Annotated in this window: 11 protein-coding genes and 1 pseudogene; 6 read left to right on the top strand and 6 right to left on the bottom strand. The window is 70.6% G+C overall.

Annotated elements, in window-relative coordinates:
• Positions 1–163: 163 nt before the first annotated feature.
• Together WME76_RS21705 and WME76_RS21700 are read right to left on the bottom strand one after the other, a co-directional pair.
• Positions 164–295, bottom strand: coding sequence for a type I restriction enzyme endonuclease domain-containing protein (locus WME76_RS21705; RefSeq protein ID WP_437961980.1), 132 nt, complete (start codon positions 293–295; stop codon positions 164–166).
• Between the two features lie 518 nt (positions 296–813).
• Positions 814–1,199: pseudogene (locus WME76_RS21700) on the bottom strand (GxxExxY protein).
• A 238-nt stretch (positions 1,200–1,437) separates the two neighbouring features.
• On the opposite strand from WME76_RS21700, the gene WME76_RS21695 reads away from it, so the two are divergent.
• The 3 genes from WME76_RS21695 (at position 1,438) to WME76_RS21685 (ending at position 3,802) form a co-directional block, all read left to right on the top strand.
• Positions 1,438–1,608, top strand: coding sequence for a hypothetical protein (locus WME76_RS21695; protein WP_437960447.1), 171 nt, complete (start codon positions 1,438–1,440; stop codon positions 1,606–1,608).
• Between the two features lie 134 nt (positions 1,609–1,742).
• Positions 1,743–3,098 (top strand): group II intron reverse transcriptase/maturase, encoded by a 1,356-nt coding sequence (ltrA, locus tag WME76_RS21690; protein WP_437961979.1) that lies wholly within the window; start codon positions 1,743–1,745, stop codon positions 3,096–3,098.
• 479 nt (positions 3,099–3,577) lie between these two features.
• Positions 3,578–3,802: a transposase gene (locus WME76_RS21685; protein WP_437961978.1), complete on the top strand. Its 225-nt coding sequence runs from the start codon at positions 3,578–3,580 to the stop codon at positions 3,800–3,802.
• 61 nt (positions 3,803–3,863) lie between these two features.
• Here the strand turns inward: WME76_RS21685 and WME76_RS21680 are convergent, their stop codons facing one another.
• Genes WME76_RS21680 through WME76_RS21670 form a run of 3 tightly spaced genes read right to left on the bottom strand, consistent with a single transcriptional unit; the run spans position 3,864 to position 5,219 of the window.
• On the bottom strand, positions 3,864–4,472 hold the full coding sequence (locus tag WME76_RS21680; RefSeq protein WP_437961977.1) for a DUF2267 domain-containing protein: 609 nt from the start codon (positions 4,470–4,472) through the stop codon (positions 3,864–3,866).
• A complete protein-coding gene (locus tag WME76_RS21675) occupies positions 4,423–4,839 on the bottom strand; it encodes a hypothetical protein (protein ID WP_437961976.1) in 417 nt (138 codons plus the stop codon). The genes WME76_RS21680 and WME76_RS21675 overlap by 50 nt, the downstream gene beginning before the upstream one ends.
• Entirely contained in the window at positions 4,830–5,219 is a 390-nt protein-coding gene (locus WME76_RS21670; RefSeq protein WP_437961975.1) for an AAA family ATPase, read from the bottom strand. Before WME76_RS21670 ends, WME76_RS21675 begins: the two co-directional genes overlap by 10 nt.
• Before the next feature lie 331 nt (positions 5,220–5,550).
• On the opposite strand from WME76_RS21670, the gene WME76_RS21665 reads away from it, so the two are divergent.
• The gene (locus WME76_RS21665; protein WP_437961974.1) at positions 5,551–6,384 is read left to right on the top strand and encodes a hypothetical protein; all 834 of its coding nucleotides are present in this window, start codon (positions 5,551–5,553) and stop codon (positions 6,382–6,384) included.
• A 568-nt stretch (positions 6,385–6,952) separates the two neighbouring features.
• Here WME76_RS21665 and WME76_RS21660 read toward each other — a convergent pair.
• Positions 6,953–9,382 (bottom strand): hypothetical protein, encoded by a 2,430-nt coding sequence (locus WME76_RS21660; RefSeq protein WP_437961973.1) that lies wholly within the window; start codon positions 9,380–9,382, stop codon positions 6,953–6,955.
• A gap of 166 nt (positions 9,383–9,548) precedes the next feature.
• Between WME76_RS21660 and WME76_RS21655 the strand changes: the two genes are divergently transcribed.
• Together WME76_RS21655 and WME76_RS21650 are read left to right on the top strand one after the other, a co-directional pair.
• Entirely contained in the window at positions 9,549–10,586 is a 1,038-nt protein-coding gene (locus tag WME76_RS21655; RefSeq protein WP_437961972.1) for a hypothetical protein, read from the top strand.
• Positions 10,587–10,795: 209 nt separating this feature from the next.
• The gene (locus tag WME76_RS21650; RefSeq protein ID WP_437961971.1) at positions 10,796–12,319 is read left to right on the top strand and encodes a dockerin; all 1,524 of its coding nucleotides are present in this window, start codon (positions 10,796–10,798) and stop codon (positions 12,317–12,319) included.
• Positions 12,320–12,325: the final 6 nt, after the last annotated feature.

The raw sequence follows: 12,325 nt of genomic DNA, 5'->3' as shown, positions 1-12,325 counted from the left end.
GCACGCCACTCGGTTGCGAGGTCGGCGATCCGGGATTCGTCCGCTTCAGGCCCTGACGCGAAGAATGCCATGTGTCACCTCCACCCTGTCCTCTCTGCGGACCCATGTACCGCCTCGCGTACACGGGCCGTGGCCGGCCCCGGCCGCTCACCAGGCCCGTCGCTCACGCCGCCCACTCCAGCGCGAGCAGCTCCGCCTGCTTCAGCACGGTGTCGACCGCCTTCTCCGTCTTGTCGGGCGGGTAGCCGTGTTTCTTCAGCTTGCGGCGCACGAGGGTGCGGAGCCTCGCCCGCACGATGGGTCAGAAGGTCTCGCTTGGTCGGCATGCGGTGCGAGAATGTTACGCCCGCGTCGAATCGGCGATCAACCCACAACGGCGCCACGTAAGCCTGGCGTCGCGACGGGCGGACGACGGGGAAGCTGCGCCGAGCCCGGTCATGGCGCCGATGTGGGGGCACCGCGGTTCACGGTGGGGCGATGTCGTGGACCGTGTTCGCTCGTTGAGCGCCTGCCAAGCTCCGCTGGTGACAAGGACGACCGAGAAGAACACAGCAATCGTGGGCTCCTCCGCAGGATCTGTGGGCGCATGAGCCGAGCAAGGGCAGAACGACTTGCGGGCATCCGCGGGGCGCCCTGCCGCAGCGCATGGCTGGGCGATGCGTCGCGGGCATCCGTGGGATGCGTCGCCTGCTCGCAGACCGTGGTCGCAGAGGCGGTGCATGGGCGTGTCTACTCGTATCGTAGCGGGAGATCGGAGAATTCAACGCCAAGGCGCCAAGGCGCCAAGGCGCAAAAAAGCAAGAGAGGGGAAGGTCATTCTTGCAATCGATTGACGATGCGATGGATGCCCTGCCTCACCTTCACTTCGCCGAAGTTGATAACAATCGCGAGCTTGAGATCGGACAGCCGCAGGTAGGTGAGGGCCTGCGCCTCGAACACTCTGTTGTAGGCGGCCGCCGCCTTGCACTCGACGATGACTGATCGCCCACGAGCAAGTCGAGACGAAGGTCCGACGCAAGACGCTTGCCCTTGTACACGAGCGGTACGGCCTTCTGGCGCACCACGGTGAGCCCTCGCGACTCGAGCTGGAAGGCAAGCGCCTCTTCGTAGACTTTCTCGAGCAGCCCTGGGCCTCCAAGGGTACGATGCACCTCGATCGCTGCGTCGACGACGACCTTGGCTATCTCATCCTCGGTCATTCTCTCCGCCTTTTTGCGCCTTTGGTGCGCCAGGCAAAGCCTGGGTGAGGGGGAAGCTCATGTAGAAAGCTGAAACCTTGCGATGGAACCCATGGAGGTCCTGCGGACCTCCCCGGCCAAGGCTAGCCCCCAGCCGGAAGCGAGTCTTGCGTGGTCCGGAGGGTAGACCCCGGGCTGCGAAGCGTAGACAGCGAGCGTGAAAGCCTTGTATTGAGCCTCGAAATGCAATGTTAGGTGGGTGCCCAAGCTGTCAAAGGAGCGGAAGGCAACACCGGCGCGCTGGAACGCCGCGTGCGGCGAAGGGCTCGGCGCGCTGGACCCCCCGGGGTCGGAGACCAGGGCGTGCACGCAAGGGTTCCCCAGGAACCTGGGAGGCCCCGTCGCCTCCGCCAAGAAGAGCCCGCCGTAGCGGCGGGCGCGGTACCGCCGAGCGAAGGGAACGAAGCGAGGCGGGAAGGGTGACGAGGCGTCCGAGCACCTCGTAGTAGCTGAAGCGGGGGAACCGTCCCGAGGGACCCCGTGGAGCGAAGGGGGTGCCGGGACATGGAGCTGCTGGAGGGAAAGATGAAGGAGACACCGGGCTCCCCGACCATCTCCACGAAACTCGAGCGGATAGCGAAGCTGGCGAGGGAAGCGCCTGGCATGGCGTTCACGACGCTCGCGCACCACATCGACGTCGAGTGGCTGCGCGAGGCGTACCGTCGCACGCGCAAGGACGGCGCCGCAGGCGTGGACGGGCAGACCGCGGACGAGTACGCGGCGCATCTGGAGGACAACCTCCGGTCGCTGCTCGAACGCGCGAAGTCCGGCACGTACCGCGCGCCGCCCGTGAGGCGGGTCCTCATCCCGAAGGGGGACGGGTCGCAGACGCGGCCGATCGGCATCCCGACCTTCGAAGACAAGGTCCTGCAGCGCGCGGTCGTCATGGTGCTGGAGGCGATCTACGAGCAGGACTTTCTACACGGCTCGTACGGCTTCCGGCGGGAGCGCTCGGCGCATCAAGCGCTGCAAGCGCTCCGCGACCAGGTGATGCACATGGGCGGCGGCTGGGTCCTGGAGGTCGACATCCGGAAGTTCTTCGACACCCTCGACCATGGCCACCTCCAGGAGATCCTTCGTCGAAGGGTGCGCGATGGGGTGCTGCTGCGGCTCATCGGCAAGTGGTTGCATGCGGGCGTGCTGGAATCCGGGGCCGTGTCCTTCCCGGAATCTGGCTCGCCTCAGGGCGGCGTGATCTCGCCGCTGCTGTCGAACGTCTACCTGCACGAGGTGCTGGACGCGTGGTTCGAGCAGGAGGTGAAGCCGCGGCTGCGAGGCCGCGCGTTTCTCATCCGGTACGCGGACGACTTCGTCCTGGCGTTCTCGCACGAGGAAGACGCTCGTCGCGTCTTGGCCGTGCTGCCAGAGAGGTTCGGCAAGTACGGCCTTGCGCTCCACCCGGACAAGACCCGGCTCATCGACTTTCGTCGGCCCGACCAGCGGCCTCCCTCGGAGGATCGACCGGATCGTGGCTCGAAGACGTTCGATCTGCTGGGCTTCACCCACTACTGGGGCCTGTCTCGTCGAGGCCGGTGGGTGGTCAAGCAGAAGACCGCCTCCGATCGCTTCCGCCGCGCGCTGAAGCGGGTCGCGGCGTGGTGTCGGCAGCATCGGCACCAGGCGATCGGGGAGCAGCAGCGCTCGCTCGCGCAGAAGCTGCGAGGTCACTTCGGGTACTTCGGCATCACGGGGAACTCCGAGGCGATCAGCCGCTTCCGTGAGCAGGTCGTCGGCATCTGGTGCAAGTGGCTCGGTCGTCGCTCTCAGAGAGCGCGGATCGACTGGGACCGCAGGCACACGCTGCTGAAACGTTACCCCCTCCCACCTGCCCGGGTCGCGAGGCCGTACTCACCCGCGTAGCGAACCCATGTTCCGAAGAGCCGGATGCGGTAGTCCCGCACGTCCGGATCTGTGGGGGCCCTGGGGGAGTAATCCCCCAGGGCTACCCGAGCGCCTTTGCGCCTTGGCGTCAAGATCCGAGATTCGTCGACGACGTCAGCTGCGGTCACGGTGAGGCACCCAGCGATCTGACAAGCTGCGGTTTGACGCCCTCCGTCAACGTGACTTCATGGTCAGCTGGGCGGGGAGCTGCGCGACGGTGCGTTCATACGGTGACGACCTGCATTCACTGGACAGCGCGGTCGCGTGTCCGCCGTCGCGTGAGGCGGGTCGCGCCGTGCTCGCTCGCGTCCAGGTCCTCCGCTGCGCTCCGGCCCGCTGCGCGGGCGCCTCCGGCGACCTGGACCCGAGCTGCGCGCAGCGCGCTGAGCGAAGCGTGGACGACGGCGGACGGGTGCTCCGCAGGGGGCTCGTGCTCCGGGTTGTGGAGACACGAAGGGATGAGCGGTGGCGGGTTCCGCGCACGGAGCGCCTTCGCCCATGGCGCCACCGAGGGATTCAACAATAAAGCGAGGATTACGACCAGAAATGCGTATGGGTTTCGGACCTTCGAACACGCGGAGATCGCCCTCTACCACGCGCTCGGGAACCTGCCGAGCCCGAATGGCTCACCCACAAATTTTTCTGAGGAGGCGATTCTTTTATCGGCCGGCTCATCCCGCTAGTTTCCGGGCCGGCTCATCCTGCGACGCCGTCCGGCTCCCCGGGGCGCCTCCCATTCCGCCGTCAGCTCGCGCGCCTCCTGGCGGCGGCATCGTCGGACGAGGCCGCCGCCGTGCTGTCCTTGCCCACGTCGCCGCGGAGCTGGTCCGGCGCGGGCGTCGCCACGGAGGCCCGCGGGGGAGGCTCTGCCAGCGACGTGTCCGCCGGCCGCTCCGCCTGGGAGCTGCCCGCGACGCGGTGGCGCCCCCAGAGGTCCTTCAGATCGGCCGGAAGGTGGCTCCCGATGTCCGTGACCTCCTTCATGGGGATCTCGCGCTCCACGGCCGCGAAGACCGCATGGGACACCGCCCTCGCCTGGTCCGCATCGATGTGCAGCTGCTCCGCGAGCGTCTCCAGGAACTCGCGACGACCGAAGACCTCCGGATCCTCGTCGCGGTGCGTGGCGCACGGCTGGACGATCGCCTGGATCGTCGATGGCAGGGCCGCGGCGAGGTCCCGCGCCTCTCCACCGCTCAGCCGGCGCGACAGCGTGCACAGCGCCGCACCGACGGCCTCGGGCGCCCCCAGGTGCGGCGGCAGCGCGCCGCTCTGCTCGACCTGCCGGAAGATGTGCTCGGATGCATCATCGATCGACCGAGCGACCGCGGTCGTCGTGTTCGCCTTGCTGCCCATTCGACTTCTCCTCTCGTGCGGGAATCGTGCGAGACCGCGCGCACCGCCGAGACAGAAGGCAAGCGCGGTGCCGCCCACCCCGGCGCACAGCAAGGATCCAGCCGATCGATGCGAACCGTCGGCGTCGCTCCTCCGGGCTCAAGAAGCGGTCGGACTGCTCCAGCTCCTCGTCGAGCGCAGCGATGGCGCCCACGTCGTCCACGGACGGGCCTTGCTGCACGGAGACGCCGGCGTCCGACAGGTGCAAGCCGAAGAAGCGCGCGTCGATCTCCTGGCTTCGACCGGCGAGGGGCATCTCGATCTCCCGCAGCAAGAACAGGCTGTGCGTCGCGATGAACACCTGGATCCCGCCGAGGCTCAGGTCCATGATGCTGCTGGCGACCTTCTTGATGATGGGTTCTCGTACACGGGCACGAAGCCCGGGTAAATCGTGAGGAGCTCCCGTGTTGGCAGGTACACGGGCGTGGCGTCGACCCATTCCGTGGGGAGCGTGGTGATCGTCACGTCCGACGTGCTCTGCGCCGAGAAGCCGAACGAGATATCCCAGGCCTTGCCGGTGCCGTTCTCCCCCACGAGCACGTTCAGGTGCGCTCCGAAGTCGAGCTCCGCTTCGCTGAAGACCGTGAAGTTCTTGACGTGAAGGGACGTTCGCGACGGCCGGGGGAATGCCCGGTCGTCCAGGATGGTCGTCCTCGTGGACGCCCTGCGCCGCCGGAACGCCGCGCACGACCTGAGCGAGCACGACACCCGGGCTGGCTGCCCGCCGAAGCTGTCTCCTTGCCGGGGACTCGGTCCCGGTCCCGGCAGGGGGCACCTGGTCTCGTCATGGCCCACGTAGGGCTCCTGGCCAGAACAGTGCCAACCCCGCTATCCCCGCAACATCCCTTGACCTTCTCACCCTTCCTTCCCCCGGCCATTCCCCCGCACCGCAGGAATTCGACACTCCCCATCTTCTTCTCTGGCTCGCCCTCCCATCAAATAGCTCTGGACGCCCATCTTCATTTCATCAATAAGGCACGCTTGCCCGTCTGGCATTCCAGCGCAATCCCGCGCTCCTGCCACGGACGAGGGTGATCTCATGAGCAAATACACCGCTTCGGAAGTTATCCAGCTCCCCCGCTTCACCGCGGTCGGGGCGATGGCGCTCGGCGAGCAGCTCCTCAGCGCGGCGAAGCCCGTGAAGAAGCAGCTCGCGAAGGGCATCGCGCGGGTGCTCGCGGCGCTGGCTTCGCGCCATGGCGAGCTCGCGTCGGCGCTGCGCGATCAGGTGTCGCTGTCCGAGGGAGGGGAGGCGAGCGAGGATGCGGTCCAGTGCGACCGCGTCCTCGACGGGTGCTGGAGCGGTCTCAATGACTTCCTGACCGCGTTCACCAAGCTGCCGCCCGGCGCGCCCGAGGTCGCGGAGGCGGCCTCGCTGAAGGCGGCCATCTTCACGGGAGGGCTCAAGTTCCTCCAGCTCACGTACGTCCTGCAATGGTCCGAGAGCGAGCTCCGGATCCAGCGCATCCGCAAGAACGGCCTCGACGCGCGCATCGAGGCGCTCGGCGGCAAGCGCTTCCTCGTCGCCCTCGAGGCCGCGCACGCCGCGTACGGCAAGGCGCTCGGCGTCACGGCGCCTGCAGCCACGGCCGCCGGGGCGCCGCCGAGCGTGCGCGAGGCGCTCGACGCGTTCACCGAGGCGCTGCGCGCGTACGTGATCAAGGTGATGGGCGCGGTCGAGCCCGACGAGCCGGAGACCCAGGAGCTCGCCGACAAGCTGCTCGCGCCCCTCGCGAGCTGGAGCGTCGGGCCGAGCGGCCGCGGCGCGGCCCGGAAGAACGGCAAGCCCGAGGGCGAGCCCGCAGCGCCCCCTGCGCCCGCCGCGGCGCTGCCCGACGTGCAGGGCACCGAGCCGGCGCCGGCCGACCTCTGAGCCCCCTCGCGTGATGCACGCCCGCTGCTGACGCGGCGATCCCCTCCGCGCATTCCCCTCGTCAACCCCGCCTCAGGAGCACGCTTCCGTCGCCCGCCGAGCTGTCCAGGGCGCCAGCGGCGTCCGGGCGTCCCGTCCGGCCCCGTTCTGCCTGCCGCCTGCCGTGCAGCGAGCGGCGCCCGCGGACTGTGCCAGGTCACCTTGTTCTGTGCCAGATGAGGGGGGTCCAACACTGGCTCAAACGCAATGTATTGCGACACACCGGGGTCCGGACCCCTCGAGCGCGTTCCGCATCGCGTCTTCGAGAGCAAAAATGTGCCAGAACTCGCGCTTCAACGCGGAATTCTGTGCCAAAGACCTCGCGAATGCCCTCGATCTTGTGCCAGATGGGGGGTCCGGACCCCTCCGGACCGCAAAGCAGGGCGCTCGCGAGGGGTCCGGACCCCCTCTGGACCGCAATGCAGAGCGCCTGCCGAGGCTCGGGAACGCCTCTCGGCGGATCGCGGAGCACACTCGAGCGCTCGCTGCGTCCGCGTACCCGCCGGATTGCCCATGACGAGCGCGGCGCTCACGGGAACCACGCCGCGACCTGCACCACCTCGCGCGCCGCGCCGGCCAGGCCATCGTCGCCCGCGAGCGCCGCGATGAGCGGCGCGAGCCGCTCGAGGCTCACGCCGTCGCCCGCGAGCGCGACAGAGCGGAAGTCTCCGGCCAGCGCGTCGAGCAGGAGGCCGAACGCCGCGGCGGCCCCCTCGGGCGGGAAATGGCGGGCCAGCGGGACCAGGTCGAGCAGGCGATCCGGCTCGTCGGCGCCGAGGCGCAGGGCCAGCGGAAGGGCTCGGCGCGCCAGCTCGGGCGCGTGCGCGGGATCGTGGCGCGCCAGGAAGCCGAGGGCGTTCAGGTGGTGGGCGTCGCTGAGCGGCGCGATCAAGGCGAGCAACGCGTCGCTCTCGCCCGCAGCGCCGAGCCACGGGCCCACATCGAACAGCAGCCCGTAGCGATCGAGCGGCTCGGCCCGGCGCAGCGCCGCGTCGATCCGCGCCCAGAGCGGCCCCGGCTCGGCGGCGAAGGGGAGGCTCCGGGCCAGCGCCCGCACGCGCGACGCTTCCGGCAGCGCCTCGAGCAGGTCCGCGGCGGGATCGCCCAGCGCCCTGAGGCGCGGGATCAGGCCCTCGAAGAGCTCGGCGGCGCGCTCGCCGAACCGGGGAGCCAGCGCCGCGGCGCGACGGGCCTCCGGGACGGCGAGGAGCGGCACGAGCCGCGCGAGCGTCCTGTGCGCGAGCGGGTCGTAGGGGTCGGCGTGCTGCTCCACCGCGGCGAACGCGGCGCGCACGTGGTCGGGATCGCCGAGGACCTCCGCGAGCGCGGCGAGCGCTCGCGCCCGCGCGGGTCCAGGCAGCGCCTCCGCGTCGGCCCAGAGCGCCTCGGCGACCGCGCGCGGGAAATGTTTGGAGAAGAGCGCGACATCGCCAGGATCTCCGCCGCCGTCGCGGAGGCTGGCGAGCGCCTCGCGCGCGACCGTGACCCCTTCCTCCGGAGGCAACCCCCTCGTCGCGACGAGCAGCAGCTGTGCTCGATCCTCCGCATCCTCCGCGGTCCGCAACGCGGCGAGCGCTTCGCGCGCGACCGCGTACCCCGCCTCGCCCTCGACGACTCTGGCGAGGTCGAGGAGGACGTCTCCGCGGAGCTCGGCCTCCGGTATGCGCCGTGCGGCGTCCTCGGCCCACGCGAGCACCTCGGCGCGCGCCGGCCCGGCCGCCATCGCCGCGCCGAGCGCGATGAGCGCCTTCGCCTGCTTTCGCTCGTCCGCGATCAGCTTCTCCCGATCGAGGGGCTCGACGCCGACGGGAGCATCGTGATCCTCGCGGCGGGCGTACCAGTTCATGCTCGCCTCGACCAGGGCTGCGCGCACCGCGAGCGCCGCGGCCTCGTGGCCCGACGCGAGCGCCTCGACGGCGCGACGGCGCACGCGCTCGAGGTCGGCGACGAAGCCGAGATAGCCCTCGGGCCGAGCCATCCAGCGGGCGAGGTGCTCCTCGGTAACCAGCGCGGCGAATGCCTGGAGCGGCGCGGTGGTCTGCTCGAGGTGCGCGCGCGTGTAGGCGCAGGGATAGCCGTCCGGCGCGAGCGACAGGAGGCGGCGGAGCGACGTTTCTCGCGCGCTGCGGTCGAGGCGCTCCTCCACCTCGCGGCGGGCCGCGTTCCAGCGGAGCGCGTAGGTGCCATCGATGGCCGTGACGAGCGGCTCGATCCCGGCGAGGGCGCCCTCGATCGGGGCCCCGAGGGCGGTCGTGATCTCGTCCTCGCGAAGCCGGCCGTAGGCGACCGAGAGCAGACCGAGGAGCCGTGCTGGCACCGGGCCGGTTGCCGCGAGGAGCTCCGCGGGATCGCCCGGCGCGGGCCAGGGCCGCGCCGGCAGCGGATGGATCCGCGTGCGCGCCGGATCGAAGCCGAGGCGCGGGATCCACGCGCGGGCCGCGGCTTCGTCGCCCTCGACGGTGGCGAGCACCTTGACGCGTGGTCCAACGGCGGAGAACAGCCCCGGCCAGCCAACGAGCGGTTCAGCCTCCTCCACGTCGGTGATCGTGAGCAGCAGCGAAGGGTCGTCCTGCGTCGGCCCTTCGCGCAGCTGCTCCTCCGCGATCTGCGCGCGCAGGCGCCGAGGAGGACCGCCCCCGTAATCGGCCAGCAGCCGAGAAACCAGCAGCGCGATGAGGTCGCGCTCGAGCCTGAGATCAGGCCCGAGCGGCACGAGCTGCGCAGCGTAGGCGGTACCTTCGTGCTGTGCACGGACCAGGTGGGCGGCCACGACCGAGCGCCGGCTCGGGCGCGGGCCATGCAAGATCGCATAGGGCAGCTCTGGTTCGTCGAGCCATTGGCTGAGCGCGGCCAGCGCGGCTTGCTCCGCGGGGTCGAGCGTGGCGCTCGACGCTTCATCCCAGGCGCAGCGGCAGGCGCGCTCGACGGGCGCGGGGGCGAGGAGTTGGGGCGGGGGCATCGTCATTGCGCAGGTCATGTGTCAGTGAACGGCGGCGTCGGGCCGGGCGGCGCTCCAGGGACGCCGTCGGATGACGTGGCCCGCGTCCTGTAATATGCACGATGCTGGGCGTCGTGATTTCGGGCCGTGTCGGCCCTTCACCCGGCCCCCTTGACACCGAGGTTTCATGCCGCCCGTCAGCGCGACCTTGTCGACGCCGCTCTCGTCCGCCGGGGAAGATCTCGTGTTCTGCGCCGCGTTCGCGCTCGCCTGGGAGAAGCTGCGCGAGAGGTTCGGCCCGATCCGCATGGACCCCCAGCCGGCCCTGGCCGACGCGCTGAACGCGGCGGCGCTCGGGGCCGAGGTGGTGGATCCGGCGTGGAGCGTGTCGGGCGCCGGGCTCGGCGGGGAGGGCGTCGTGGAGGCGCTGCGGGCCGAGCTCTTCTCGAAGTTCCCTGACGCGAAGCCGGAGTACCTGCCGCTGGCGGTGCCGGCCGACGCCCTGCTCGCGTATGGGTACCTGAGCAAGACCCTGAAGTTCGAGACGACGTTCGCGGTGCGGGAAGGGACGTTCAAGGACTCGCGGGTCCGCGCCTTCGGGCTGGACGGCAACCCGTTCGGCGCGGACCCGGCGCGCCGATCGCAGGTCGTCGTGCACGACTGGGCTGCGCCGAAGGACTTCGTGATCGAGCTCGTCGGCGACGATCCGGACAGCCGCGTCCTCGTCGCGCAGATCGCGCCCGCGGAGACGCTGGCTGCCACGGTGGCCAGCGCGCTCGGCCGGATCGATCGGCTCGGCGGGGAGGCGCGGCGGATCGCGCCGGACGAGGCGCTCGCGATCCCGCGGCTGAGACTCGACCTGGAGGGGATGTTCGGCGAGCTCATGGGTCGACCTCTGCTCGGCGACGCATTGCGAGGGAAGCGCCTCGACGAGGCCAAGCAGCGGGTGCAGCTCCACCTGAACGAGGGCGGCGCGGGCGCGACGGCGGAGGCCGTCGTGGGCTCGTACGGTCTGCCGCCGCCCCGGTCCTTCCTGGTGACGGCGCCGTTCCTGGTGCTGCTCCAGCGGCGCGGGGCGCGCGCGCCCTACCTGGCGGCGTGGGTGGAGAGCACGGCCTGGATGGAGGTGCTCGGCCCGGTGGCGCCGCCGACGGCGCCTCCGGCAGGTTGGGGACCGCCGGCAGGTTGGGGGCCGCCGGCAGGGTGGGGACCGCCGCCTGGGTGAGGATCGCCGCGCTCCGTCCGGCACGGCACGACACGAGGGTGCCGGCCGCCCGGGCGACGCGCGGTGGTCGCACGAAGCGCACCCGCGTGCCATGCGCTGCCCCGGATGGAAGAACTGAACCGGTTCATCTTCCCCCGCGAGGGCTGATGATCCAAGCTTCGCGCCGCGGGGATCCCCGGGGTCCCCTCGTGCTTCAGCAAGGAGCCATCATGCGAAGATCATCGTTCTTGAGCTTGAGCTCATCAGGTTCTCTCGTCCTCCTCCTCATGGCGATCGGGTGCAGCTCGTCGAACGAGTCGTCCTCCGGCGCCGGCGGCGAAGGAGGCGCTGGCGGCCAGAGCGCGACCAGCAGCGCGAGCGGCACCGACCCGGCCGGCGGCACCGGCGGCACCGGCGGCACCGGCGGCGACGCGGCGGGGTCCGGCGGCGCCGGCGGCGAGGCTGCGGGTACCGGCGGCACCGGCGGCACCGGCGGCGGGGCGCCTGCGGGGCCGGGCTGGGACTGGACCGGGATCGTCGGCACGGGACAGAGCCTCTCGGTCGGCGCCGAGGGCACGCCGCCGCGCGGGACGGAGCAGCGCTTCAGCAACCTCAAGCTGTCCCTCGGGGGCGCCTCCGTGCCCCCGTTCGATCCGGCGAACAGCGCCCTCTCCCTCGTGCCGCTCACCGAGCCCATCCGCGGGTTCGCGACGACCTACCCCAGCGCCTACCCGAAGAACATCTACGGCGAGACGCCGCACACGGCCATGGCCGACCAGATCTCCACGCTGGCGCAGGCGGCGGGCGGCGATCACGTCACCGTGCACACCGTCGTCGGCGAGAGCGGTCAGCCCATGAGCGTCCTCCGGAAAGGCGCCAACGCGACGAACGACGGCGACAAGTCCACGGGCCGCGCCTACGCGGCGACGCTGTTCGAGGCGGAGGCGATCGCGCGCCTCGCGAGGGACGCGGGCAAGACCTACGGTATCGGCGCCATCATCATCACGCACGGCGAGTCCGACGCCGGCAGCGCGACGTACGAGGACGATCTGGTCAAGCTCTGGTCCGACTACAACGCGGATCTCCTGCCCATCACCGGGCAGTCGCGGAGCATTCCCCTGCTGGTGTCCCAGCAGCACTCGGTGCACACCGAGGTGGGCTCGCGCTCGACGTCGACCCAGGCGCAGTGGCACGTGGGCGTGGGCCACCCGGGCGACATCGTCTGCTCGGGCCCGAAGTACCAGTATCCGTACGCGGAGGATCACATCCACCTCACCGCGCACGGATACCAGCTCCTCGGCGAGAAGTCCGGCCAGGTCTACTTCGAGAAGGTCGTCCTCGGAAAGGACTGGCAGCCTCTCCAGCCGACGGGCGTCGAGCGCGCCGGCAAGGTGATCACCGTGCAGTTCCACGTCCCGGTGCCGCCGCTCGTCTGGGACAGCGCGCTGCCGTCTCCCCACCAGACGGCCTTCACGGAGTGGTCGAAGGGCCGCGGCTTCCAGGTCTGGAGCGGCAACACCCGGATCGAGATCAGCGGCGTCGAGATCTCCGGCGACGCGGTGACGATCACGACCGCGGCGGATCTCCCCGCGTCCGGCGTGGTGGTCGGCTACGCGGCGACGACCGACGGGACCACGATGCCCGGCGGCACGACGCGGTGGGGACAGCTCCGCGACTCCGATCCGTTCGTCGGGTCGATCACGGGCAAGGCCCAGCCGAACTACAGCGTCGCGTTCGAGATGAGCGTCCCCTGAGCCCCC

The sequence above is a fragment of the Sorangium sp. So ce119 genome, assembly GCF_051524405.1.
Lineage (GTDB): Bacteria > Myxococcota_A > Polyangia > Polyangiales > Polyangiaceae > Sorangium > Sorangium cellulosum_G.
Note: the sequence above shows the minus strand (reverse complement) of the source record. Positions and strands in the feature narration are given on the sequence as shown.

What these genes read in the sequence shown, in the direction of transcription:
- ltrA (WP_437961979.1), top strand. Translation starts at nt 1,743, where the DNA reads ATGGAGCTGCTGGAGGGAAAGATGAAGGAGACACCGGGCTCCCCGACC.
- WME76_RS21685 (WP_437961978.1), top strand. Translation starts at nt 3,578, where the DNA reads ATGAGCGGTGGCGGGTTCCGCGCACGGAGCGCCTTCGCCCATGGCGCC.
- WME76_RS21680 (WP_437961977.1), bottom strand. Translation starts at nt 4,472, where the DNA reads ATGGGCAGCAAGGCGAACACGACGACCGCGGTCGCTCGGTCGATCGAT.
- WME76_RS21675 (WP_437961976.1), bottom strand. Translation starts at nt 4,839, where the DNA reads ATGGACCTGAGCCTCGGCGGGATCCAGGTGTTCATCGCGACGCACAGC.
- WME76_RS21665 (WP_437961974.1), top strand. Translation starts at nt 5,551, where the DNA reads ATGAGCAAATACACCGCTTCGGAAGTTATCCAGCTCCCCCGCTTCACC.
- WME76_RS21660 (WP_437961973.1), bottom strand. Translation starts at nt 9,382, where the DNA reads ATGCCCCCGCCCCAACTCCTCGCCCCCGCGCCCGTCGAGCGCGCCTGC.
- WME76_RS21655 (WP_437961972.1), top strand. Translation starts at nt 9,549, where the DNA reads ATGCCGCCCGTCAGCGCGACCTTGTCGACGCCGCTCTCGTCCGCCGGG.
- WME76_RS21650 (WP_437961971.1), top strand. Translation starts at nt 10,796, where the DNA reads ATGCGAAGATCATCGTTCTTGAGCTTGAGCTCATCAGGTTCTCTCGTC.